Source organism: Burkholderia mycopellens (assembly GCF_964265025.1).
GTDB lineage: Bacteria > Pseudomonadota > Gammaproteobacteria > Burkholderiales > Burkholderiaceae > Burkholderia.
Genome location: NZ_OZ183804.1, coordinates 1,107,403 through 1,130,010 on the forward strand (window position 1 = coordinate 1,107,403; position 22,608 = coordinate 1,130,010).

Consider the following 22,608-nt stretch of genomic DNA (forward strand, 5'->3'; position numbering starts at 1 on the left):
CTTGCCACGCCTTGGTCGTCATACAGGCCACACCCCTCCCGCAAAAGCTCACCCTTTCTCTGCGCCTCTCGCCCAGGACGCGCGACGCTACTACGGTGCATCGAGAACGATCGCCTCGCTCACGGTCGGCACGCGGATATATCCACCCTCCGTATCGCCATACGCGTGCGCATTCCCGTCGATGACGAATTGCGCCGTCACCGCGCAAAGGGTCGCGTCTCGCGCATCGACGGACTTCAGCGCCGACACGTCGATCCCCAGTCGCTCCAGCAATTGCCTGCGCTGGTTGCGTTTCTGCTTCGCCGACGCAACATGCTTGCCCAGCATCGCGCAGGTGATCGCATAAGGATAGGTTTCGAAGCTGGCGCGTCCGCCCGCATAGTGCGCGCCAGTCAGCAGCGGATAGGCATCTGCGAGCGCGCGGTAGACACGCTCTCCCATGAAAATCCAGTCGAAGAACCCTGACGTGCTCGCGACCGCCTGCTCCCGCGACGGCGTCGGAAAGCACGAGATCCGTTCGCGTGCGAGCGCCTGTTCGGCCGCCCGGCGCCCGCTGCCCGTCCACCACAGGCTCGGTGCGTCGACACCGACGACCACGACGTCATGGGCGAGACACAGCGCCGGAACCGCCTCGGGTGCGATCCGTTCCTCGCGGCAGACGACAGTGGGGCCGCGCAGGATCACGAGATCGCATTGCTTCTTTTCGCCGCCCACATCGACACCCGCCACGGTCGGCAATCGACGCGCGGCGGATTCGATGGATCGAGCCGATCGCATGCGAGCGCCTCAGTCCACCGGCCGTGCGTCGTAGGCGGCGTCGAAGATCGACTCGAGACCGGGATGCACGCCGCGCATCGGATCAACGACCGACTTCGCCCAGTCGAAGTACGCCTGCTTGCGCTCGAGCGGCCAGTCCGCGGGCGGATGCCGCGAGATGTCGCGCAGGTTGCAGATCTTGTCGGCCAGCTTCACGAGCTTCGCGCGCCGGCTGATGGTCGCCGCATGCTCGACCTGCAGGCGCTTGCGCTCCTCCTTCGGCAGCGACTTGTCGTCGGTGACTTCCATCACGATGTCCGCCACGTCCTTGCCGAACAGCCGCAGTAATTCCTGCTCGGTCGTCTCGGTATCCTCGACCGTGTCGTGCAGCACGGCCGCGACGATCACGCGCTCGTCCTCGACGCCGGCCTCGTTGGCCAGCACGTCGGCAAGCGCGATCGGATGATTGATGTACGGCGACGCTGCTTCGTCCTTGCGCCGCTGATTGCGATGCTTGTCCGCCGCGAACGCGATGGCGGCTACCAGCTTTTTCATATTCACCCCTCGTGTGGCCAGACCCGCAACCGGCAGAACCGGCCGCGTGCATTTCGGAACCGCCCATACTACCTGTACGCGATGACCCTGCCCGTGCATCGGCATCCCTGCATCACGCGCCCACCGGCGTGCGCTGCAACTCGACCACGTTGACCCGTGCGCCGAATACGTCCCTCACGAGCGGCAGCAGGTGGTCGTGGTGCGTCAGGAACAGCACCTGGGTTCGCGTCGACAGATCGCGCAGCGCATCGAGGCTGGCCTTCGCGCGCGCATCGTCGAAGTTGATGAACAGGTCGTCGGCCACGAACGGCAGCGCGGTCCGGCTGCCGAGCTGCAGCTCCAGCGCCGCGATCCGCAGCGCGAGGAACAACTGGTCACGCGTTCCTTCGCTCAACCCGGCGACCTCGACCGATGCGCCCTTCGTCCGCCGTGCATACAGTGCAGGCGGCGTCCGTTCGGTATCGACGGTCAACCGCGCGAATTCGCCCAGCGTGAGCCCGGCGAAGATCTCGCCCGCGCGCCTGAGCATCGGCCCCTGCTTCTGGTCGCGATAGCGATCCGTCGCCCACTTCAGCAACCGGCTCGCCGTGGCCGCCTCCAGATACTGTTCGGCTGCATCGCCCATCGCCGCCAGCGCTTCCTGCCGTTTCGACTCGGCGACGGCCGCGTTCGCCTGGCCGTCGATCGCGTTGAACGCCTGGTCGGCCACGACCTGTTGCCGTGAAAGCTCGTTCAGCCGCTTGCCGATATCGCCGAGCGACTGCTTCACGGCTTCGAGCTGCGCCGGTACGTCGGCGATGTCCTGCTCCGCGACTTCCGCTTCGACGGCTGACCGGGACAGGCCATCACCATCGCGCACCAGTGCCTCGTGCGCGGCATCGACCGCCTGCCGAAGCTGTCGCTGGCGATCCGAGCGTTCCGCCAGCGGCAGCGCCGCGTCGATCGACGCTACGCCGGCCAGTTGCAGCAGCGGCTGGATGCGCGCATCGGCGCCGGCCACCGCGGCAGCCGCATCCGCGACCTTGCCGTCGGCCTGCCGCACGGCCTCGTCGGCACGACCGATCGCACGCGCGATTTCCCTGGCGGCGGCGAGGCGCATCGCCAGCCGGCGCGCGACATCCGGCCAGTCGCCGCTCGTCAGCCATTCCGGCGCGAGCGCTTCGGCAAGCCGCCTTGCGCCAGCCTCGAGCGCGGCCAGCTCCGCGCGGATCGCGGCAATCCGGTTGCGCGGCGCGTCGGCATCGGCCAGTTCGGCCATCACCGCGCTGGCGAGCCCGAGCGCGCCTTCCGCCGCAGCCAGCGTCGCCGCGCTCGCGGACAGCTTTGCGTCGGCCAGCGCGTCTTGCCATTGCGCGTGCCACGCATCGTAGGCCGTCTGCGCGTGGCCGACGCGCGACTGCGCCGTCGCGCATCCACGTTCGGCTTCCCGCGCGCGATCTGCAAGGCTGTCCTGTTGCGCGAGCGCTTTCTCGGCCGACTGTACGAAGGTCTCGGCAATCGCGACGAGCGCCGCCAGGCCCTCCGACTCGCCACCTCGCGACACGGTGCGCAGCGCCGCGCGCAACGCGGCTTCGGCACCGGCCCGTGCGGCGCGAATCGTGTCGAATTCGCGGCGCAGCCGGTCGAGGTCGGCCTGCGCGGCGAACACCATGTCGCGCTTCGCAAGCCAGTCGCCCATCGTCGCCAGCGGCATGCCGGGCACCGCGGCGGCCGTCGCGAGCGCGACCCATGCGTCGCGATGCGCGGTGAGCTCACGCTCGCGCTCGTCCAATGCGGCCTGCCTGCGCGTCATACCGGCGCGTGCGGATTCGACCTGCTGACGCAGCGACTGCAACGTCGCCGCCGCCTGCGTCGTGCCGAGCTGTGCATCCACGAGTTCGTCGGCAAGACGAATCGCGTCGTCGACCGCAGGTGCGCCCGATGCGAGATCGACCGCGCCGCTGCGGATATCGCCCCACGCGCCGTCGCGCCGCGCACGCGCCGCCAGCACGTCGGCGGTCGTGACGACCTTGTGGTTCTCCGCGAAGTGTTTCTCCTGCAGTTCGAGCCGCTCGAGCTCCTCGAGCGCGCCGTCCCGCGCGTCGCGTGCAGCAGCGACCGCGCTCGCACGTTCACTGTCTTCCTTCAGCAGCGTGCCGAGCCGCGCCGCCGACGGCACGTCGAGCGCACGCAGCGTGTCGACCGGCATGCGCCACTGGCCGAGCGCATCGAGTGCGCCGGACAGCGTGCGGTCAGCAGCGGCGATCTCATGTTCGAGTGCCTGCTCGCGCTGGCCGCTATTGCGAAAGCCTTGCGCATCGGCCAGCGCCGCACGCAGCGCCTCCGGCACATCGACGGTCGACAGGCGCGCCTGTTGTTCCTTTACCTGGGCAAGCTCGCGCGTGCGTTCGTCGAGCGATTCGCGCGCGCCGGCAAGCGCCTGGTGCAGCGCACCGTATTCGCGCAACAGGTTTGCAACGGTCTTCAGCGACAACGCGGTCGGCAGCGACGCACGCAGCGACGCTTCGTCGGTCGGCCAGCCGAGTTGGGCGGCCGCAGCGAACGCGGCGGACAGGTGCCGCTCGACATCCGCGCCGAGCAGCAGCAGATCCTGCGCGTGATTCATGCACGCGCCGCGCAACCGATCGAGCGCTTCGATGTCGGTTTCGAGCGCCAGTGTGTCGGCGTCGGCGTCGATCGCATCGCGCGCCTGCCGTTTTGCGAGCAGATCAGCACGCCGTTCCTCGAGCACCTTCTGTTCGGCCGCGAGATCGCCCTGCGCCTTCAGCAGATCCGCATACGCGGTGGGCGGCAACTCGACGACCGCGCCCAGTTCCGCCAGCGCGGCGTCCTTGACCGTCAGTTCCTTCAGGTAGGGCGCGAGCCGTCGCACGCGTTCGAGCTTTGAACGCAGCGCTTCGAGCCGACGCTGTTCCGCGCGCGCCTGCTCGATCTGCTGTTCGACCGCTTCACGCGCGTCCTTGCGTTCGACCCAGTCGCGCGTGCGCACCTGAACCGTCTTCAGTTCAGTCACGGCTTCGTTGAACGACGCTTCCGCGAGTGCAAACGCGCTGCCGCTGCGGCGCGGCGCCCAGAGTTCGACCGCACGCGCATCGAGCTCCTCGCGCACCGGCCCGAGACTGCCGACACCGGCAGCCGATTCGAACAGCACCTGGCCGAGCTTGTCGGATGCGTCGAGAATGCTCCGGCCGCCGTCGACCAGACGCCCGTGATCGAGCCCGAACATCTGTTCGAAAAATTCGCGCGTGGCGCCGTCGAGCACGGCGGCCAGATAGTCGTCGGGCAACTTGTCGTCAGCGGGCGTGCGCAGCGGACTGCGCCCGCGCGCACGGTGGAACGCGAGTTCGCCCGTGCCGCTCTCCAGCACGCCGCCGATCCGCAGTTCGGGCGTACTGTGCAGGAAATCCAGCGGCGTCTGCAGCTTCATCCCGAACAGCAGGTCCGACACGGCCGTGCGGATCGTCGACTTGCCGGCCTCGTTCGGCCCCACGATCACATGGAAATCCTCGCCGGCCGACGGGAAACGCAACGTCTCGTCGGTGAACTTGCCGTACTTGATCAGATCGAGCTGATTGATCCGCATCGCTTACTCCCCCCTCGCCAGCCGCGCAAGCAACGCAGGCCCGACCTGCTCGACGAGTGCGGTAAGCTCGCCCGCACGTGCCATCGTCAACAGCGGCACCTCCTCCTTCACGTCGCTGCGCACCTTGCCGACGAACGGCTTCAGGTCGCGTTCAAGCAGTTCGAGGAAATCCGGATCGCGCGCGGCGTCGGCCAGGATCTGCTTCAGGTCCTCCAGCGCTTCAAGCTGCTCGCTTTCGCCCGGCTGGTGATCGGCCGCGGACGTCTCGAGACGGACCTTCTCGAGCCACAGCCGCTCGTTGCCGATGATGCCGATCTGGTTCAGCACCTCCGCGCGCAACTGCGGCGCGCGGCCGAAAAAGAGGCCATGCGCGCGTGTGCGCCCCGTGACGGTCACGCGCACCGCGCGCGGCACATGGCCGTCGACGGTCAGCAGCGCTTCCAGCGACTGGCCGATCTTTCTCGACAGGTCGGCAACGGTATGGCAATCGGACGCGTCGACCGACACGGCTTCCCAGCGCAGCACGTCGAGATACAGGCGCTCGACCTGTGTGCGGCCTTGCTCGACCGTCACGAGCACCGCGCCGCGGCGCCCCGTCTCGCGGATATGACGCCCCTGCAGGTTGCCGGGAAACACCACCGTGGACGGCCCCGACCATTGCTGGAATTCGTGCACGTGGCCAAGCGCCCAGTAGTCGTAGCCTTTCGCGTGCAGTTCGGCCAGCGTGCACGGCGCATAGTTCGCGTGTGCCGCATGGCCTTCGAGCGCCGTGTGCAGCACGCCGATGTTGTAGTAGCCGGGCACCGGGTCCGGATAGCCGATCGCGAGATTGTCGACGACAGCCTTGTCCTTGAAGCTCTGCCCGTGCAGCGCGACGTCGAATTCCGGCAGCGTGTGGGTTTCCGCCTTGCGGTGGCTGAACACCGTGACGTTGTCGGGCAGCGTCAGCTTCTTCGTCATCTCGCTTTCGGCATCGTGGTTGCCGCCGAGGACGAACGCGCGAATACCGGCCTTGCGCAGGCGCCCCATCTGCTGGCCAAAGAAGATGCCCGTGTTGTGATCCTTCCAGTCGCCGTCGTACAGGTCGCCGGCGATCACGAGGAACGCAACTTCCTCTTCGATCGCGCGATCCACGAGCTGCCGCAGCGCCTCGCGCGACGCGTTGCGCAACTGCGCGGCCGGCGCGTCGGGGTACGCGCTCAGGCCGTGCAACGGGCTGTCAAGGTGTATGTCTGCCGCGTGGATGAACTTCACGAAGATTCCTCTGTTTCATGACGATGGGGCCTGCGATCGCCGTGCGATGCCGCCAGCCGGGCCATCAGTCGCAATCCTGGTAGCCGCCGAATTCGCCGCAATGGATACGGCGAAACATATACGCTGTCGGTGAGCCGTCCTTGTCGAGTGCGGCGAAGAAACGCGCCCACTCGGCGCCCTCGTCGAGTCCGGTCGATTCACGAATCGACGCAACCGCCTGCGGGCCGAGCGTGCCCAGTTCGCCTGCGCCCGCACGACCGATGAACGTTGCGCCATCGCCGCAATGCGTCCACCACCGCGCCTGCTGCCAGCCCTGAAAGCCCGGCGTGTGGCAGGCGATTTCACCGACGACCGCATCGGGCACTTCGTCCCATTCGCCGCCGCCCATGCCACGCGTGTCGGTAAAGACGGCATCGAGCCGCGCGTGCGCCGAGCCGTCGGCGATGCACCACGGGCAAATGCATTGCTCATACTCGCCCGCTGCATACACGGGGCCGGCGTACACGCAACCGCGCGCATCGCCGCAACACGCGCAGCGCGCGTCCGAGCAGATCACGCTGCCCGTTGCCGGCGGGTCGGGATGGTACCTGAAAGCGGGTAACGACATGAGGCGCTCCGTCGATCCGGATGGTGGGGACGCACGCGATGCGAATTCGAACGGCCATTGTGCCGCAACCCGGCCGCGTTACCGCGGAACCTCAGCCTCGACGAATGTGCCGTTCACGAAACGATAGACGCGATGCGTTGCACCGCCGTGCGCGAGATATTCCCACCGGATGTCGATGCCGACCGGGCCGTCGCGCCACGCGATCGCCAGGTAGGGCGATTGCGCTCCATCATCGGTTTCGAGCGAAATGGAGTCGACGCAGCTTTGAACCGGCAGCGAGAAACGCGGCACCGCACGGGCGCCGTGCAGTTCCAGCACGTACAGCGCCCCTTCTTCGCCCGCGCCGCAATATCCGGTCGGGCGGCTGTTCGACGAGCGGTTGACGACGACCAGCAGATAGTCTTTACCGTCGATCCGCTTCGTATGGTCCGACGGGAACGCGACACTCGATGCATCGCGCAATACGTGGCGGAGCGCGGCCGGCACGATGAGTGCCGATTTCTCGTGGCGGCCTGCATCGACCTCGACCAACCGCGGGCGCACCCATTCGATTTCGTGACCGTTGGCGAGCCGCACCGATTCGGGTGCCGCCGTTTCGGCGATGGCGACGGAGGCAGTCGAGACCAGCAACGCCAGTGCCGCGAGCTTCAACGCAATCGATTTCGTCGGGATGATCCGTGTCCACATGAATCGCGCAGGATGGTCGTGAAATTCACCGTATGCGCCGGCATGCCGCGCGAGCAGTTCCATTTCAGGGTCGCCCGGCGTACCTCGTTCGTCACGACACACGCGGGCGACCCGCGACGTGCCGTCACTCTGCGCGCGGCACCGGCGGCGGTGCATAGCCGTTGTCATTGCCCGGGAACGGATTCGCGTTGCGGCGCAGCGCTTCCTCGGCGTTCTCCTTCTGCGCGAACACCGCGACGCCGATCACGCCGACGTTCGCCGCATCGCCATACTTCGAATTCGCGACATAGCTGTCAGGCACCGCCGCGAAGCGGAACGCGGCGACTTCGTCGCGGCTCTTGCGGAAGCCCTCGATCGTCAGCGTGCGCCCCGGGTACAGCACGTAACCGCCGTTCGTATAGCTGCCCGGCCGCCCGGACAGCACGTCGAGCCCATCGACACTCGACACGACCTCGAACGTACGACGCCCCTGGTTATGCAGCACGATCATGTAGCGTGAACCTTCGACGCCCGCCATGTGCCAGCGGCCGTCGCTGCGCGCCAGACGCAGCGGCGCACCCTTTTCGTCCGTAAACGACAGCGCGATGTCGCCGTTGGCAAGCGCGACGCGGGTCGGCAACCGGCGAACCTGGGACGCGGGCGGGTGTCCGGGCAACGCATCGTTGTAGTAGACCGACGCGAGATCCGTCGGCTTCGCCGGATCCGCGCGTTCGAATTCGACCTGGCGAGTTTCGGACCGCACCGACTCGCCCCATGCCGTGCCCAGCCCGCGGCGTTCACTGGCATCCGGTGCAGCGGCGGACGCGCTGGAACTCGCGGACGGCGGGGGCGGCGCCGCGCAGGCAGCCAGCCAGAGCGCGCAGGCGAGCGCGAGAAGACGGAACAGCATGGTCATGACGTGAGGCCTCGGAATGTTATCGGGCCGCGCCGGGCTGGCCGGAACGGCGTATTGGTGTCGTCTGTCGTCACGATATCGATCGGACATGCTGGCCCGTATCGGCCGGCGCCGCGATTGCGGCGGCCCGGCAACCGGGAGCCCCGCTATTTAAGCATGGCGGGCGGGCAATGGGCAGGGGGCGCGTGCACCGCCCGTTGCCGGTCCGTGCCGGCGGGCATCCGCCAAGGCGCCGATGCGTGTCGCGTCGCCGGATAGGTAGCGAACGCCGACGCATTCCCGTATCGAGGACGGGATGAACGGCGCGCCGCGCGTGCCAATAAAAAAGCCCGGCCCGCATCGAAGCGGGCCGGGCCGTGTCGGAAAGCGTGACGCTTACAGCGCGCCGCCTTGTGCCGATGCCGCTCCCTTCACGCCGACCGATGCACCACCCTGCACCGAGTTCGTTGCGCCTTCGAGCGCCTCGCCGGCCTTCGCCTTCGCGCCGCCTGCGACGTCGCCTGCCGTCGACACCGCGCCTTGCGCGTGGCTCTTTGCCGTGCCTGCGACGTGCTTCACGTGCGATTTCGTCGAGTGGGCGGCCGATGCGGCGGCATCCTTCGCGGTGCCCGCTGCCGAACCGACCGCATGCGTCGCACCGCCAACCGCGTTGCCGGCTGCCGAGCCCACGCCGCCGACCGTCTTGCCGACGCCGTTCAGCGCGCCGCCAACGACGTTGCCCGCGCCCGAACCCGAGCCTGCCGCATTCGCGCCGGTGCCAGCCTGCACGCCCACGCCGCCACCGAGCAGCGGCGTCTGAACCTGTGCGCCGACACCTGCGGAACCCTGGGCACCGGTCTGGGCCGTCTGTGCGAACGCAGCCGAAGTCGCCATCGCCGTCAGTGCTGCACCCACCAGAATCGTACGAATCTTGTTCATGGTCATTCTCCCCAAAGACGTTGTTGCTGCGGGCCGCCTTCGTGCGGCCTGTCGCATGCCTTGCCGCGACGTGCGGCAGGTGGAGCTAATGTAGCGGCGCGGACGAGCAAAGCGATTGAATTGCGGGGACTGTTACTTCCGTTGCAAATGCTGACGATTGACTCACACTGTTTGACAATCGAGGGCTTGCGGCGGGATTGGACGAGGAGAATCTTGAGGCGTGCCGCGCGGAGCATGCCGCGACGGCGACACGGCCGATCGCCACGGATCGGGAAACCAGGCAGGCGAACGGCTAGCAGGGAAACCGGCCGCTTCTATAAGCATTCCAAAGAACGTGTGTCGGCCAGCCGTCGGCGCGGCCCGACAACCGGCTCCGCGCGATCAGCTCGATATCGTCGGATACGCATGCCGCCACACCGGCGTTCCCCGATGCGCCGAACGCGAGCTTGAACGCCTTTTCCCTCAGCGCGCTCACGGCGGCCCGGTCGATCGCTGCACCCGGATCACCGTCGATTTCGTCGAACGACGCCATCCACTGCGCATCGAACGGCTCGGCATCGCGACGGTCCAGCGCGCGGTCGCCATCCAGGTCGCCGAGGAAATCGAAAAAGCCCGGCACCGACAGGATGACGTCCATTTCAAGCAGATACGCGTTCGTCATTGCGACTCCTTCACGATGCGCGGCCCCGGCCGCCCGTTGGTGAATATGGGCAGATCGAGGCCGCGCGCGTACCGCCCGATCACGGCCGGAATGTATCGCCGAGCACGACACCTTCACGCCGCGGGTCGGTGCCGCCCTGCAACGCGGGCGACTGGCCGACCGTTACGCGCATCACCGTATTGACGCCGCTCGCCTGCGCGGACGTCGACACCTTGTGCCCGAGCGCGAGCAGCCCCGTGATCAGCGGATCGTTCGCCCCGTTGTTCGCCGTGTTGACGTTCGGGTGCTCGCCGCCAATCGTGGTCGTCGGGCTGTTGCTCGCGCCGAAATCGACGAGCCCCGCGGACTGCTGCGCATCGAGGCCCCAGTCGAGCGCGCCGACCAGCGTCTTGACCACGTATTGCGGAATCGTGCCGCCTCCCGGCGAACCGGTCGCCATCACGAAATCGCCGCGCGATCCGTCCGCGGCCTGCCCGAACACGATCGTCGGCGCCATCGAGCTGCGCGGCCGCTTGCCCGGCTGCAAGCGGTTGGCCACCGGATTGCCCGCGCTATCGACTGGGTTCGCGGAAAAATCGGTCAACTGGTTGTTCAGCAGGAAGCCGTTGGTCATGTGGAACGAGCCCATGCTCGACTCGACCGTCGTCGTCGCGCTCAGCACGTTGCCGTCACCATCGACGATCGTGAACTGGTTCGTGCCGTGCTCGATCAGTGTCGTGTCGACACCAAGCGGCACCGCGCCGAGATTGCCGGGCTGTGCGGTGCCCATGCTCTTGGTCGGGTCGATCAGCGCCGCACGCGATTTCAGGTACGGCTTGTTCAGCAGCGTATTCCACGTACCGCCCGGCAGCGGCACGAAATCCGTATCGGCCACGTACTTGTCGCGATCGGCATACGCAAGCCGTTCAGCCTCGGTGACGAGGTGCACGCCGGCGACGGTCGGCTTGCCGCCTTCGAGATCGATCGCCGTCGGCTTCAGCGACTTCAGGTCGTAATTCTCGAGAATGCCGAGCGCCGACGCGACCGCGATGCCGCCTGACGACGGCGGCGGCATCCCGCATACCCAATAGCTGCGATAGGTCGTGCACACGGGCTCGCGGCGCTTCGCCTGGTACGCGGCCAAGTCGGCTAAGGTCGTCTTGCCCGGCGTGAGCGTCGAGCCGTCCGCGCCCTTTGTCGTGGCGATCTTCGCAACGATGTCCTGCGCGATCTGCCCCGTGTACAGCGCGTTCGCACCCGACTGCGCCATCAGCGTCAGCGTGCGCGCATACGCCGGATTCTTCAACACGGTGCCGAGCGTCTTCGGCGAACCGTCGCCGTTCAGGAAATACGCGGCGGCCTCGGGGTCTCGCTTCAGGTTCGCGGCGTTCGCCGCGATCGCGTCGGCGAGCCGGCCGCCGATCGGGAAGCCGTTGGTCGCGAGCGTGATCGCATCGCCGAACAGGGTCTGCCACGGCAGCCGGCCGTGATCCTGCTGCAGCGCCTCGATCAGCCTCGGCACGCCGATCGTGCCGATCGAACGGCCGCTCGCCCGCGCGTTCGGCAGCGGCGCGGACTGGTCGGTTGCGTCGTCGACGTAGCGCAGATAGTTCTCCGTCGCGGCCGCCGGCGCGGTTTCCCGGCCGTCGTACGCCTGCAGCGTCTTGCCGCGCGCATCGTAGTAAAGCAGCACGCCGCCAGAGCCGAGGCCCGTCGCTTCGGGCACGGTCAGGCCGAGCACGGCCTGCACCGCGACCGCCGCGTCGGCGGCCGTGCCGCCTTTTTTCAGCACCGCGCAACCGGCCGCGCTCGCGTACGCATTCGACGTGGCCACCAGATAGGTCTTCGCATACACCGGCTTCATTCCGGTGCGATAGCCCGACGATGCTTCCGGCAGTGACGGGTCGCCCGGCTGGTTCGAGCCCACCACGACCGTCGCGCCGCTGTTGTCGACCGCGAGGCAGCTCGCATCGGTGGAAGGTGTCGGCGTGCGGCCTGCTTCGTTCTCGACGTCGCCGCCGCATGCCGTCAACAGGGCGGCCGCGAACAACGCGGACGCATACGGGAAAATCGTTGTTCTGTTCATAGTCTGCCGATGTTCTTTTACGTCGTTGCGATAGACATCACGCTGCCTGCGACCCCCTCGGTGCGCCGACAACGCGTTCGATAGTCCCATGAACAAAATTTTTTCCGCAACAAGGGAATGACGCCATTCGACCGGACGTTGCGTACGCAACGTCACCGACCTCGCCGGCGGGTTCGCGTGTTGCACTGCATCGCAGTACGATGCGCTTGCGCGGCTGATGTCGTTGCGTCGTTACCTTACTGCCCGACGGCGCTTGCCGGCTACCCGGCCGTCGCGCGCAAAACCGTGCTCCATCGCCTCGATTGCCTCGGAGAAGAACTCGAGGAACATCGTCATCGCGACGGTCGCGCTCATGTCCGCCCGCTGGTAGATGCAGCTGAACGAGCGTGCCCCCGCATCGGCAAGCGGCGTCCACGCGAGCCGGCCGGCGGCCACGTCGTCCGCGACGTTCTCGGCAATCAGGAAGCCGACGCCCGCGCCTTCGGCCGCGAGGCGCCGCACCATCGGCACCGAACCCGTCTCGACCAGCGGCCGCACGTTGCGCGGCTGTCGCGCATCGATCTGGTCGAACATCGCGCGCAGTTCCGTGTCGGGTGTCATCAGGATCAGCGGATGCGCGAAGCAGTCGCGCATCCGCACCTTGCCGGCGGACGCCGCGAGCGGATGGCCCGGTGCCGTGACGACGCCCAGCGGCTGAGCGAACGCGCGCACCTCGACGACGCCCGCCGACGTGCGCCGGCGCAGCGCATAGCCGATGTCGGCCTCGCCCGTCTCGACCCAGCGCACGATGCTCTCGCCGTTTCCCGAGCGCACGCTGTACGTGACGCCCGGGTAGCGCTGCATCGCCGCGAGGATAGCGTCGGGCACGAGCTTTTCCGCGGTGGATGCGGGCACCGCCAGGTTCACATGCCCGCGTCGCAGCGCGCGCAGATCCTCGACCTGCGTGAGCGCATTGTCGAAATCGCGCTGGCCGCGTCGCACGGCCGCGATCACGATCTCGCCGGCCAGCGTCAGCTGCATGCCGCGCGGCAGCCGGTCGAACAGCGGTACGCCGACCTGCTCCTCGAGATTGCGGATCTGCTGGTGCACCGCCGCAGCGGTCAGGTGCAGCGCGTCGGCCGCCTTGCGGATCGAGCCGCGTCTCGCGATTTCGTCGAAACAGCGGAATGCCTGCGATATCGAACGCATGAAGGATCCGTTAGATTTTTCCGAACAGGGTGTCAAGAATAATCCGATTTTACTGACCGTTCGGATCGTCTAGATTCCGCTGCATCCCCGTGTCCGATTCGAATGGAGACCGCAGTGACAACCGTCGACCAGATTACCCAGCGCCGCCGTGGCGTCGGCCTCATTGCCCACGATCCCGCCCTGTCCGCGGGCGGCTATACGCTCATCGCGCCACAGACGGCCGACGGCAACGTCTATCTCGTCGGCATCGACGGCGAAGTCGCCCATCAGTGGAAGATGCCCGTGCGCCCGGGCCGCCATGCGGTCATCCTCGCGAACGGCAACCTCGGCTACAACGGCAACCATCCGCACTCCGAATCACGTTATGCGCCGTGGTCGATGTGGCACGGCGGCGACTTCTACGAGGTCACGCCGCAAGGCGAAACCGTGTGGCGCTACGAGGATCCCGCGCACCACCACGACGCACAGTGGCTGCCGAACGGCAACCTGCTCTACGCCGCGTGCGAACCGGTCGACGGCGCGTTCGCGCGGCGCGTGCCGGGCGGCACGCCGCACGGCGACGACGAGGTGATGTATGCGGACGTGATCCGTGAAGTCAACCGGGCCGGGCAGATCGTCTGGGAATGGCATGCGCGCGAACATCTGCGGCCCGAGGATTTCCCGATCGCAGCCGGCTTCGGGCGCTATCACTGGCCGCTCGTCAACGGCCTTGCGGTCGATGCGAACGGCCGCGTGCTGATGAGCCTGCGCACGACGTCGGGCATCATCGGCGTGAATCGCGAAACCGGCCGCGTCGACCTGCGGATCGGGCCCGACGTCGTGTCGCATCAGCATGCGCCGGTACCGCTCGCGAACGGCAACATCCTCGCGTTCGACAACGGCAATTTCCGCCACGGCGCGCACGTCGTGTTCTCGCGCGTCGTCGAGATCGATCCCGCGACGCAGCGTGTCGTGTGGTCGTATGCGGACGACGTCGTGAACCTGTTCTACACGCCGTTCATGGGCAACGCGCAGCGCTTGCCGAACGGCAACACGCACGTCACCGAATCGTCGACGGGCCGGCTGTTCGAAGTGACGCCCGCCGGCGAGGTCGTCTGGGAATACGTGATTCCGTGGTTCGCCGAATACCCGGACGAAGCCGCGCGCAAGACCGGCCCAGGGCAGCTCAACAGCGTATTCCAGACGTTCCGCTACAGCGCCGCGCAACTGCCCTGGCTGCGGGGCTGACCTTCCGTTCACCGCCGGTTTCCGGCGCTCGTCGCCGTTCGCTTCGAAGGGGCCTGCCGTGTCGCACGATCCGATCTCAACGCCCGTCGACCCGCGGCTGCCCGCATGGCAGCTCGTGCTGTTCGGGCTGCAACACGTGTTGTCGATGGCCGCGTCCCCGATCACCGCCGTGTTCCTGATCGCCAAAGTGCTTGCGCTGCCGGCGGAGCTGACGGTCCAGCTGATCGGCGCGACGTTCTTCGCGTGCGGGATCGGCACGCTGCTCCAATCGCTCGGCGCCGGCCCGATCGGCGCACGCATGCCGTTCGTGATGGTGCCCGGCGGCGCACCGACGATGCTGTTCGCCGGCATCGCCGCGCAATCGGGCCTGCCCACGGCGGCCGGCGCGGCGCTACTCGCCAGCGCGTTCTACTGGGTGCTGCTGCCCGTCTTCACGCGCTGCCTGCGACTCTTTCCGCGCATCGTCGTCGGCGCGATGCTGCTGCTCGTGTCGGTCAACCTGATCCGGATCTACGCGACGATCGTCGTCGGCCAGCCGGGTTCGGCCGACTTCGCTCAGCCGCGCGCGCTCGGTCTCGCGCTGGCGACGATCGTCACCACCGTCGTCGCGGCCGGTGCGTTCCGCGGCACGATCGGGCGGCTCGCGGTGCTGATCGGCCTGACGGCCGGTGCGACGCTCGGATGGGCGATCGATGCGATGCCCGCGCTCGTCGACGTATAGCGCGGCCCGCTGTTTACCCATCCGGTATGGCTGCCGTTCGGGATGCCGCGCTTCGACGTGCTGGCCGCGCTGCCGCTGCTGATCTTCACCGCGATCTCGATGGCCGAGGCCACCGCGCAGACGGTCGCCGTCGGCGAAACGTGCGGCAAGACGATCTCGCTGTCGCGCGACGTGCCGAAGACGATACGCGGCGATGCGCTGGCGTCGCTGGCCGGCGCGCTGTTCGGCACGCCGCTGATCGTGACCAGCGCCGAGAATATCGGTGTCGTGCAGACGACCGGCGTACGCTCGCGCTACGTGACGGCTGCCGCCGGCGCGATCCTGATCGTCATCGCGCTGTTCGCGCCGCTCGCGCGGCTCGCGTATGCGATTCCGGCCGCCGTGGTCGGCGGCACCGCGCTGGTCGTGTTCGCGATGATCGGCGTGATGGGCATCCGGCTGCTCGCCGGCGTCGACCTGCATGCGCGCGCCAACCAGTACACGCTCGCGGCCGCGCTCGTCGTCGGCCTTGCACCGATCCTGGTGCCGAACCTGTATCGCCATTTCAGTGCGCCGGTGCAGATCGTGCTCGGCAACGGCATGGCGGCCGGCACGCTCGCGGCCATCGCGACGCAACGGGCGTTCGCTGCATTTGCGCGGATAAGCGGACCGGTGAGCACGGGAGCGGTACCTGCGCCTTCGCGCGACGCATGACGGTGACGGCCGGCAGCGCGACACGCGTCCCGCGCACTGACGCGTCGCTTGCGGAGGGCCGGGCGGCCGGAGGGTCATCGGGACGATTGCCGGCGTCATCGCGTCCGGCTATAAATCGTGCATGGACACGAATCGCTGGATTCACGACCCCGTTGGCGCCTTTCGCACGTGGCAGGAAACCACCGCGACCGGCGCCGATCGCCGACCGTTCGCGCCGCGATCGGTCGTGCAGCACGTCGCAATGTTCGAACGGTTCCTGCGTTATCTGATCGCACGGCGCGTGTCGCTGGCCACGTTCGGGCCCGACCACGTCGCAGCCTTCCTGGCGGAACTCGAGCGCACCTGCGCGCCCGGCACGTCGACCCGCGTGCGCTACGCGAAGCTGATCGACCGGCTGGGCCGGCATCTGGTCGAAGCCGGCTTGCGCACGATCCATCCGGCCGGCCGGACGACGCGCGATCTCGCATGGCCGGACGGCGAGCCCGAGCCGTGCTATCTGCCGCCCGATGCCGACGCCGCGCTGCAGCGCCATGTGCAGCCTCGAGCGGGCGACACGCCGGCCGACTGCAGGAATCACGCGATCATCGCGCTGCTGCTTGCGAGCGGCATCACGTCGGCCGAGATCCGCGCGACGACCTATGACGCGCCCGATCTCGACGCGCGGCCGCCCGCGCTATCCTTGCCGCGCGATCGGGCACGGCCGGCGCGCCGAATCACGCTCGCCGAATTTGCGCTGGCGCCGCTCGCCGCATGGCGCGTGTGCTCGGCAGACGCACCGGCGTCGGGGTTGCTGTTTCCCGCGCCGCGCAGCGGTGGCGCGATGAACGACATGTTCCTGCTGCTCGTGGTGCGCGACGCGTTGACCGCGATCGGCTTCCACGCGGCGGACATGAGCCCGCGCGTGCTGCGCAATACGTATGCGCGCCGCCAGTTGCTTGCAGGCCACGCACATGCCGACGTCAGTTCGATGCTCGGTCTCGTCAGCACGCGAACGGTCACGCGCATCCGGCAGACGCTGCCGCCCGATGCGGCAGCAGGCCGCGCCGCACACGAGCGCTGATTGCGCTCGCGCTCGGCGCGTGCGGTCGGGCTCCCTATTCGCCTGCCGGCGGCTGGATCAGCCGCAGAATCCGGGTGTCGTACGGCGATTGCATGACTTCCGCGATACGGGCCTCGGAAGCGGCCGGATGCAGCGGATTCAGCAGGAAATTGTGCGCGTGCGGCACGACGACGCTTGGCACGCGCAGCAGCGCACTCGGCTGCGTGTGCAGCCACTCGGTACCGGCGCTGCGGGTCCAGTCGACGTTGGTTCGCCAGTCGTCCGGCGCATCGCCCTCCGCGATTTCGGCGATATCGACCGAATCGGCCACCTCGATGCGAAGCAACTGGTATCCGCTCGGCAATTGCGCGACCGTGGCGATTTCGAAATGAACGAGCGTCTCGAGCAGCGCGAGCGCCGGATGCTCGGCGAGATACACGACGGGCTGCCCGGCAAAATGCCAGCGCCCGCCGGCACGCAACCCGCCGATGCCTTTCAGGTCGGCGAAATTGCTGATCCGCCACAGCGTCGTCAAGCGAAGTACCCCTCGTCGATCTGCGTGAGGACTTCCTCGACGAGCCGCGCGCCATGCTCGGTGCTCGCCATGTCGAGCGACGTGCGGCCGCCGAAACGCTGGAGCCCGTTGCGCAGCCATGCCATCGCCTTGTCCTGGTCGCCGAACGTGGCCGTCGCCTGCGCGACGATGCGCGCGAGACGAATCGCCTTGTCGGATTCCTCCTGCGACAGGCGTTCGTGCGCCTGGCGACGATGGCTCAGCGTGCGACGCGGAATGATGAAGGCCAGTTCGTCCGATTTCAGCCCGCGCTCGGACAGACGGTCGATCACCGAGACGTCGACGCGTGCGCTGGCCAGTTCGGCAAGATCGGCCCCCGATCGGACACGGATCGCCAGCAGCTGTTCGAGAATCGTGAATTCGGCCTGGCGCGGATGCGCGACACCCGAAGGATGGAAAGCGATGGTGCTCATGACTCTCTCCCGGCAATTTGCCCAATCATTATAGGCGTTTTGCCAGGGACATGCGAAGGGCCGATGATGGGCGCACCTGTGGTGCTCGTCAGGCTGCCTGCGAAGGCGGGAGCGACATGACTCATCGGCCTGGAGACAAGCTTCTGTGACCGCGAATCGAAGATTCGCCTGGGGGATGGGATGCAATCGTTCAGTATATAAAGTCCCGGCAAGCATCATCCGGTTGTCACGTAACAACTTTTTAACTGGCTTCATTTGTTCCCATTTCGCCGGTTCATCCTTCCGGACAAGGTCGAGCACACACCGACACGGGGAATATCGGGTATGTCATAAAGTGTGGAAACCATTGGAACGCTCGTATCGGTAGAAAATCCGGCAGCGTAATGAATCGCGCTCCCATACACGGCTACCTTTTCGCCTGCGACGCGGCGGACGCTACCACACCAACCCGCCCCGCTCGACTCGACGCCGCCGCCAGCCGCGCCCGTGTCGCCGCGATGCCCGCACCACAAGTCGGCCCGAGCTTCGCACAGTTGTCCACTTGACGTGAAGGATGTCGTTCGACACCCCGGCGATCCGACGCGCGCTGTTGTCCAACGACGTCGACCGAACCACGTCCGCCGCTGACCGTCGGGAAGCGCGCAAACATCCGCGATCAGCGTCTGCTTGCCGATTGCCGAGATGGGTTCCGCCCTCATGTATCGGCCGATCTCGTCCGCCACGGCAAACGTGCCGTACACGCCAACACCTTTCGCATGCATGCGCTGCTCCGGGATCACTGCGCGAGGTCACCCGGCCCGGCCGCCTGAATGCTAGCGTTATCGCCCACAATCGCGCCATTCGCGTGGGTAAGCGTTCGATCGTGCGATTTGCCATACATGATCGCACTCCTGAATATGCCATGAGCCACGATTCACGCCACACGCACGATCTCCGCTCCGCACCCGGAATCGTGCACCGTCCCGCAGCAATCAACCGGCCCACGCAGACGACCGGATCACGCTGCACAAATTTCCCGCGTGGAAATGCGGATCCTTGTCTGCGAGAACGTCGGCCTTCACGTTGCCGAACGTCGTGTCGGGCTTGTGCTTGATCCCGTCGTAGAACGCCTGAATGATGTCTTCCTTGAAGTGCGGCGTACGCGGATGCGCACGGACGACAGCCTCACGTTCGACGTCGCTGTATTCCGGATACGTCAGGCCCAGCACGTCCATCTCGACGCCGGCGGTAACGAGCGCGATCACCGGATGCATGTGCTGCGGGATGCCCGGCGTGGTATGCAGCGCGATCGAGGCCCACACGGCGTCGATCTCCTGCTGCGAGATGCCCTTGCCCTTGAGGAAATCGCGGGCGGCGTTGGCGCCGTCCACCTCGAAACGCTCGCACGCGCTGCTGTGTTCGTGCGTAAGCCCCATGTCGTGGAACATGCAGCCGCAGTAGAGCAGCTCAGGATCGTATTCCAGCCCGCGCCGCTGACCCGCGAGCGCCGCGAAATAGAACACTCGACTGGAATGATGGAACAGCAACGGAGATTCGGTGGCTGAAATGGCGAAGCATGCGGACATGAGCCCGCGCCACTTCGCACGGCTGTTCCGCGCGGAAGTCGGCATGACGCCCGCCGCATGGGTCGAGGCGACCCGCATTTCGGCCGCCCGCCACTTGCTGGAGAACGGCCACGACACGCCGAAACAGGTCGCCGCGAAATGCGGCTTCGCGAATGTCGATACGCTCAGGCGGTCGTTCACCCGGCACGTCGGGATCACGCCTGCCGAATACCGGAAACGGCAGGCGGTCCTGGTCGAGTGACGCGGCGGTGTGCCTGCGATACGGCATGAACGATATCAACGGCCTCGCTCAAATATTTCGGAATGCGATTTAACTGATCTTCGTGTGGCCGCGGCCGATCGACGACATCGCCCCACTCGCGGCTCTCTCCGCAGTCCCTATCACGCGCCGGACAGCCTCGCCATCATCAGACAAAACGCCAGCCACCCCGGATCGTTTACCCAGTTGCAATAATGATTCGCTGGAACGCGTATTTCCGACCGGTAACGTGATCGCTACGATGCAATCAACCGCTGAACGCAACAAGCGAAGCGCGAAATCAATGAAACCGGAGGTCATCATGAAGTCGTTCATCTACGCTGTCGTCGCCGCAACTACCCTGTCCGCCTCGTACGGCGCATTGGCACAATCGAACCCGTCGGGCCAGTTGACGCGTGCCCAGGTGCGTGCGGAACTCGTCCAGCTCGAACAGGCCGGCTACAAGCCGGAGGTCTCCGATCAGTATTACCCGCGCGCGCTGCAGACGGCACAGGCCCGTGTGACGAACGCCGATGAAACCGGCTACGGCGCGCAAGCCTCCGCTGGCGTACGCGCCGGCCGCGCGATCGCTGTCAAGCAGGACGGCCGCGACTCCGTGTATTTCGGCCAGTAAGCCGGACACGCGCCCGCGTATTCCGATACGCGCGCAGCAAACGAAACACCCCGCTCCCGTTCATCGGGGCGGGGTGTTTGCGTTCCGGTCGCCCGCTTCCGGAACGGATTGCGCGCCTCGATCGATGCGATCTTGCGGATCGCGTGCGACGCGGCTCCGTTCACGCCGGCAGCCGGTGTTTGCGCATAGAATGGCCGCGTGGTCGGTGCCGGCCGAAACGAACGCGAGCAGAACCACGACGCCCGGCCTGTCCGATCGTCGCCGCGCCCGCAGGCCGGCCCCGATGCCGCACTCATCGCATTTTTCGAAAAGGAGCGGTTTCATGTCTCAAACATCCGGTTCCATGATCACGTTTCGACGCCCGGACGGCCAGGAACTGCAGGGCTATCTCGCCACGCCGGCAAAGACCGAAGGCGCGCCCGCGGTCGTCGTCATCCAGGAATGGTGGGGGCTGAACGACCAGATCCGTGGCGTCGCGGATCGCCTTGCGCGCTGCGGCTACTTCGCGCTCGTGCCCGACCTGTATCGCGGCAAATCGACGGTCGAGGAAGAGGAAGCGCACCATCTGATGACCGGGCTCGATTTCGGCGACGCGGCTTCACAGGACATTCCGGGCGCCGTGACGCATCTGAAGACGCTTGCCTCGCGTGTCGCGGTGACGGGTTACTGCATGGGCGGCGCACTCACGCTGCTGTCGCTGCAATTCGCCGATGCGGACGCGGGCGTCACGTGGTACGGCTTCCCGCCGCTCGACTACCTCGATCCGGCGAAGCTCAAGGTGCCGCTGATGGGCCACTGGAGCACGCAGGACGCGTTCTTCGCGATCGACCAGGTCGATGCGCTCGAGAAGAAGCTGACCGATGCGAAGGTCAATATCGAATTCCATCGCTATCTCGCGCATCACGCGTTCGCGAATGAAACAGCCGTCGGCCCCGGCCGCATCGCCGGCACGCAGTTCGATCCGGTGTGGTCGCAAATGGCGTGGGATCGCACGCTGACGTTCTTCGGCCGCACGCTTTGGGAAAAGCAGGGGTAACGTAACGCCGCTTCCAACGCGAACGGCTACGCAGGCTGCGTAAAAAGAAACGCCACGGATTTTCATCCGTGGCGTTTTCGTTTTCGCGTTGGGGAACCTCCGCGAACAGGGGTCGTGGCTTGCCCCTGCCCTTGGCCTTGCTTACCCGTCAGCTTTCGGGCGAGATCTCGAACGGCAATGACCGCGACCGCGATCGACCTGCTCGCAGCGCGGGATACGCTCGCGCAGGCGAAGGCGGAACTGCTCGAGCGGCGCGGCGGCCGGCCGTATGTGCGCCCGATTCCGGACGATGCCGTGCTGCCGTTCCGCCGTTGACCGGTAGCACCGTCAAGCGAGCGCGGGTGGTGCAGCCAGGCTGACGTCGACGCGCTTCGGCAGGACGCCGGCCTGGAAGAACACGTCGGCGATACGCTGCTGATACGCGAGCGTGTCACGCGTGACGGGCTCGACACCGAAGCGCGCGCGGCGAAACGCGAGCGCAACCGCCGGCTCCGGAATCCCCCACAGCTTCGAGAACTCGGCCGCACCTTGCGCGCGGTTCGCATCGAGCCATCGCTGGACCGCCGTCAATTCCGCCACGGCCGCATCCAGCACGTCGGCATTGCGTTGCACATACGTGCGCGACGCAAAGTAGTAGCCGCGATTCTCGACGAGCCCAGTGCCGTCCGCGACGATCCGCGCGCCGAACGCCTGCTGTACCACCGCGAGAAACGGATCCCAGATGATCCACGCATCGACCGAACGATTCTCGAACGCGGCGCGCGCATCGGACGGCGACAGCCAGACCGGCGAGATGTCGGCATAGTTGAGCTTCGCGGCCTGCAGCAGCCGAACCAGCAGGAAGTGCGTGTTCGATCCCTTCACCAGCGCGATGCGCTTGCCGCGCAGGTCCGCAAAGGTCCTGACCGGCGAATCCTTCGCGACCACCAACGCCTCGGCCGAAGGGCCGGCCGGCGTCTGCGCGTAATAGACGAGCGGCGCGCCGGCCGCGAGCGCGAAGATCGGCGGCGCCTCACCGACATCGCCGAAGTCGATCGATCCCGCGTTCAGTGCCTCGAGCTGCGGCGGCCCAGACGGAAACTCGGTCCACGTGACGGTCACGCCGAGCGTCGCGAGCTTGCTCTGCAGCGTACCGCGCGCCTTCAACAGGCTGAGCGGCCCTTTCTGATAGCCGATGCGCAACGTACGCGCGCCGGCCGTGCTCGCCAGCGCAAAGCCCGGATGCGCGGCGGCGCCCGCCGCGATCGCCAGGCCGGCATGCAGGAACCTGCGGCGGGTTGTGGAGTGTTGGTCTGCCAT

General features: G+C 67.0%; 23 protein-coding genes and 2 pseudogenes. 7 read left to right on the top strand and 18 right to left on the bottom strand.

Annotated features, from left to right (window positions below):
- Positions 1 to 90: 90 nt before the first annotated feature.
- From ACPTTC_RS38960 to ACPTTC_RS39010, 11 genes are all read right to left on the bottom strand, one after another.
- Positions 91 to 777: a DUF429 domain-containing protein gene (locus tag ACPTTC_RS38960; RefSeq protein WP_423396531.1), complete on the bottom strand. Its 687-nt coding sequence runs from the start codon at positions 775 to 777 to the stop codon at positions 91 to 93.
- Between the two features lie 9 nt (positions 778 to 786).
- A complete protein-coding gene (locus ACPTTC_RS38965; protein ID WP_423396532.1) occupies positions 787 to 1,311 on the bottom strand; it encodes an HD domain-containing protein in 525 nt (174 codons plus the stop codon).
- Between the two features lie 112 nt (positions 1,312 to 1,423).
- Entirely contained in the window at positions 1,424 to 4,894 is a 3,471-nt protein-coding gene (locus tag ACPTTC_RS38970) for an AAA family ATPase (RefSeq protein ID WP_423396533.1), read from the bottom strand.
- 3 nt (positions 4,895 to 4,897) lie between these two features.
- A complete protein-coding gene (locus tag ACPTTC_RS38975; protein ID WP_423396534.1) occupies positions 4,898 to 6,148 on the bottom strand; it encodes a metallophosphoesterase family protein in 1,251 nt (416 codons plus the stop codon).
- Between the two features lie 64 nt (positions 6,149 to 6,212).
- The gene (locus ACPTTC_RS38980; protein ID WP_423396535.1) at positions 6,213 to 6,755 is read right to left on the bottom strand and encodes a CbrC family protein; all 543 of its coding nucleotides are present in this window, start codon (positions 6,753 to 6,755) and stop codon (positions 6,213 to 6,215) included.
- Between the two features lie 78 nt (positions 6,756 to 6,833).
- On the bottom strand, positions 6,834 to 7,442 hold the full coding sequence (locus tag ACPTTC_RS38985) for a hypothetical protein (RefSeq protein ID WP_423396536.1): 609 nt from the start codon (positions 7,440 to 7,442) through the stop codon (positions 6,834 to 6,836).
- Positions 7,443 to 7,566: 124 nt separating this feature from the next.
- Positions 7,567 to 8,337, bottom strand: coding sequence for a hypothetical protein (locus tag ACPTTC_RS38990; protein ID WP_423396537.1), 771 nt, complete (start codon positions 8,335 to 8,337; stop codon positions 7,567 to 7,569).
- A 375-nt stretch (positions 8,338 to 8,712) separates the two neighbouring features.
- Positions 8,713 to 9,255 carry a hypothetical protein gene (locus ACPTTC_RS38995; protein ID WP_423396538.1) on the bottom strand — a complete coding sequence of 181 codons (543 nt, stop codon included), beginning with the start codon at positions 9,253 to 9,255 and terminating at the stop codon, positions 8,713 to 8,715.
- A gap of 292 nt (positions 9,256 to 9,547) precedes the next feature.
- The gene (locus ACPTTC_RS39000) at positions 9,548 to 9,892 is read right to left on the bottom strand and encodes a hypothetical protein (RefSeq protein WP_423396539.1); all 345 of its coding nucleotides are present in this window, start codon (positions 9,890 to 9,892) and stop codon (positions 9,548 to 9,550) included.
- A 103-nt stretch (positions 9,893 to 9,995) separates the two neighbouring features.
- A complete protein-coding gene (locus ACPTTC_RS39005) occupies positions 9,996 to 11,981 on the bottom strand; it encodes a gamma-glutamyltransferase family protein (protein ID WP_226201169.1) in 1,986 nt (661 codons plus the stop codon).
- Positions 11,982 to 12,212: 231 nt separating this feature from the next.
- Complete coding sequence (locus ACPTTC_RS39010) at positions 12,213 to 13,169, bottom strand: LysR family transcriptional regulator (RefSeq protein WP_423396540.1); 957 nt, start codon at positions 13,167 to 13,169, stop codon at positions 12,213 to 12,215.
- A 102-nt stretch (positions 13,170 to 13,271) separates the two neighbouring features.
- Between ACPTTC_RS39010 and ACPTTC_RS39015 the strand changes: the two genes are divergently transcribed.
- The 3 genes and pseudogenes from ACPTTC_RS39015 (at position 13,272) to ACPTTC_RS39025 (ending at position 16,870) form a co-directional block, all read left to right on the top strand.
- Positions 13,272 to 14,396 (top strand): aryl-sulfate sulfotransferase, encoded by a 1,125-nt coding sequence (locus ACPTTC_RS39015; protein ID WP_423396541.1) that lies wholly within the window; start codon positions 13,272 to 13,274, stop codon positions 14,394 to 14,396.
- A gap of 58 nt (positions 14,397 to 14,454) precedes the next feature.
- Positions 14,455 to 15,810: pseudogene (locus ACPTTC_RS39020) on the top strand (uracil-xanthine permease family protein).
- A 121-nt stretch (positions 15,811 to 15,931) separates the two neighbouring features.
- Positions 15,932 to 16,870, top strand: a complete 939-nt coding sequence (locus tag ACPTTC_RS39025; protein ID WP_423396542.1) for a tyrosine-type recombinase/integrase — start codon at positions 15,932 to 15,934, stop codon at positions 16,868 to 16,870.
- A 34-nt stretch (positions 16,871 to 16,904) separates the two neighbouring features.
- On the opposite strand, the gene ACPTTC_RS39030 is transcribed toward ACPTTC_RS39025, so the two are convergent.
- The 4 genes from ACPTTC_RS39030 to ACPTTC_RS39045 all read right to left on the bottom strand — a co-directional run bounded on the left by ACPTTC_RS39030 (position 16,905) and on the right by ACPTTC_RS39045 (position 19,401).
- Positions 16,905 to 17,384 (bottom strand): RES family NAD+ phosphorylase, encoded by a 480-nt coding sequence (locus ACPTTC_RS39030; protein WP_423396543.1) that lies wholly within the window; start codon positions 17,382 to 17,384, stop codon positions 16,905 to 16,907.
- Positions 17,381 to 17,836, bottom strand: coding sequence for a type II RES/Xre toxin-antitoxin system antitoxin (parS, locus tag ACPTTC_RS39035; RefSeq protein ID WP_041492387.1), 456 nt, complete (start codon positions 17,834 to 17,836; stop codon positions 17,381 to 17,383). The genes ACPTTC_RS39030 and parS overlap by 4 nt, the downstream gene beginning before the upstream one ends.
- A gap of 251 nt (positions 17,837 to 18,087) precedes the next feature.
- The gene (locus tag ACPTTC_RS39040; protein WP_423396544.1) at positions 18,088 to 18,615 is read right to left on the bottom strand and encodes a catalase; all 528 of its coding nucleotides are present in this window, start codon (positions 18,613 to 18,615) and stop codon (positions 18,088 to 18,090) included.
- 192 nt (positions 18,616 to 18,807) lie between these two features.
- Positions 18,808 to 19,401, bottom strand: coding sequence for an HD domain-containing protein (locus ACPTTC_RS39045; RefSeq protein WP_423396545.1), 594 nt, complete (start codon positions 19,399 to 19,401; stop codon positions 18,808 to 18,810).
- On the opposite strand from ACPTTC_RS39045, the pseudogene ACPTTC_RS39050 reads away from it, so the two are divergent.
- Positions 19,370 to 19,642, top strand: a pseudogene (locus ACPTTC_RS39050) (helix-turn-helix domain-containing protein); the annotation flags it as partial. The gene ACPTTC_RS39045 and the pseudogene ACPTTC_RS39050 sit on opposite strands and share 32 nt — an antisense overlap.
- Before the next feature lie 69 nt (positions 19,643 to 19,711).
- Here the strand turns inward: ACPTTC_RS39050 and ACPTTC_RS39055 are convergent.
- Entirely contained in the window at positions 19,712 to 19,975 is a 264-nt protein-coding gene (locus tag ACPTTC_RS39055; protein ID WP_423396546.1) for a hypothetical protein, read from the bottom strand.
- Between ACPTTC_RS39055 and ACPTTC_RS39060 the strand changes: the two genes are divergently transcribed.
- Positions 19,962 to 20,273 (top strand): DUF4148 domain-containing protein, encoded by a 312-nt coding sequence (locus ACPTTC_RS39060; RefSeq protein ID WP_226201162.1) that lies wholly within the window; start codon positions 19,962 to 19,964, stop codon positions 20,271 to 20,273. The genes ACPTTC_RS39055 and ACPTTC_RS39060 overlap by 14 nt on opposite strands.
- A gap of 60 nt (positions 20,274 to 20,333) precedes the next feature.
- Here ACPTTC_RS39060 and ACPTTC_RS39065 read toward each other — a convergent pair whose 3' ends face one another.
- On the bottom strand, positions 20,334 to 20,597 hold the full coding sequence (locus tag ACPTTC_RS39065; protein WP_423396547.1) for a hypothetical protein: 264 nt from the start codon (positions 20,595 to 20,597) through the stop codon (positions 20,334 to 20,336).
- Here ACPTTC_RS39065 and ACPTTC_RS39070 point away from each other — a divergent pair.
- Together ACPTTC_RS39070 and ACPTTC_RS39075 are read left to right on the top strand one after the other, a co-directional pair.
- Entirely contained in the window at positions 20,596 to 21,309 is a 714-nt protein-coding gene (locus ACPTTC_RS39070; protein WP_175957333.1) for a dienelactone hydrolase family protein, read from the top strand. The genes ACPTTC_RS39065 and ACPTTC_RS39070 overlap by 2 nt on opposite strands.
- A 177-nt stretch (positions 21,310 to 21,486) precedes the next feature.
- A complete protein-coding gene (locus tag ACPTTC_RS39075; protein ID WP_423396548.1) occupies positions 21,487 to 21,624 on the top strand; it encodes a hypothetical protein in 138 nt (45 codons plus the stop codon).
- A 12-nt stretch (positions 21,625 to 21,636) separates the two neighbouring features.
- Here the strand turns inward: ACPTTC_RS39075 and ACPTTC_RS39080 are convergent, their stop codons facing one another.
- Positions 21,637 to 22,608 (bottom strand): aliphatic sulfonate ABC transporter substrate-binding protein, encoded by a 972-nt coding sequence (locus ACPTTC_RS39080; RefSeq protein WP_423396549.1) that lies wholly within the window; start codon positions 22,606 to 22,608, stop codon positions 21,637 to 21,639.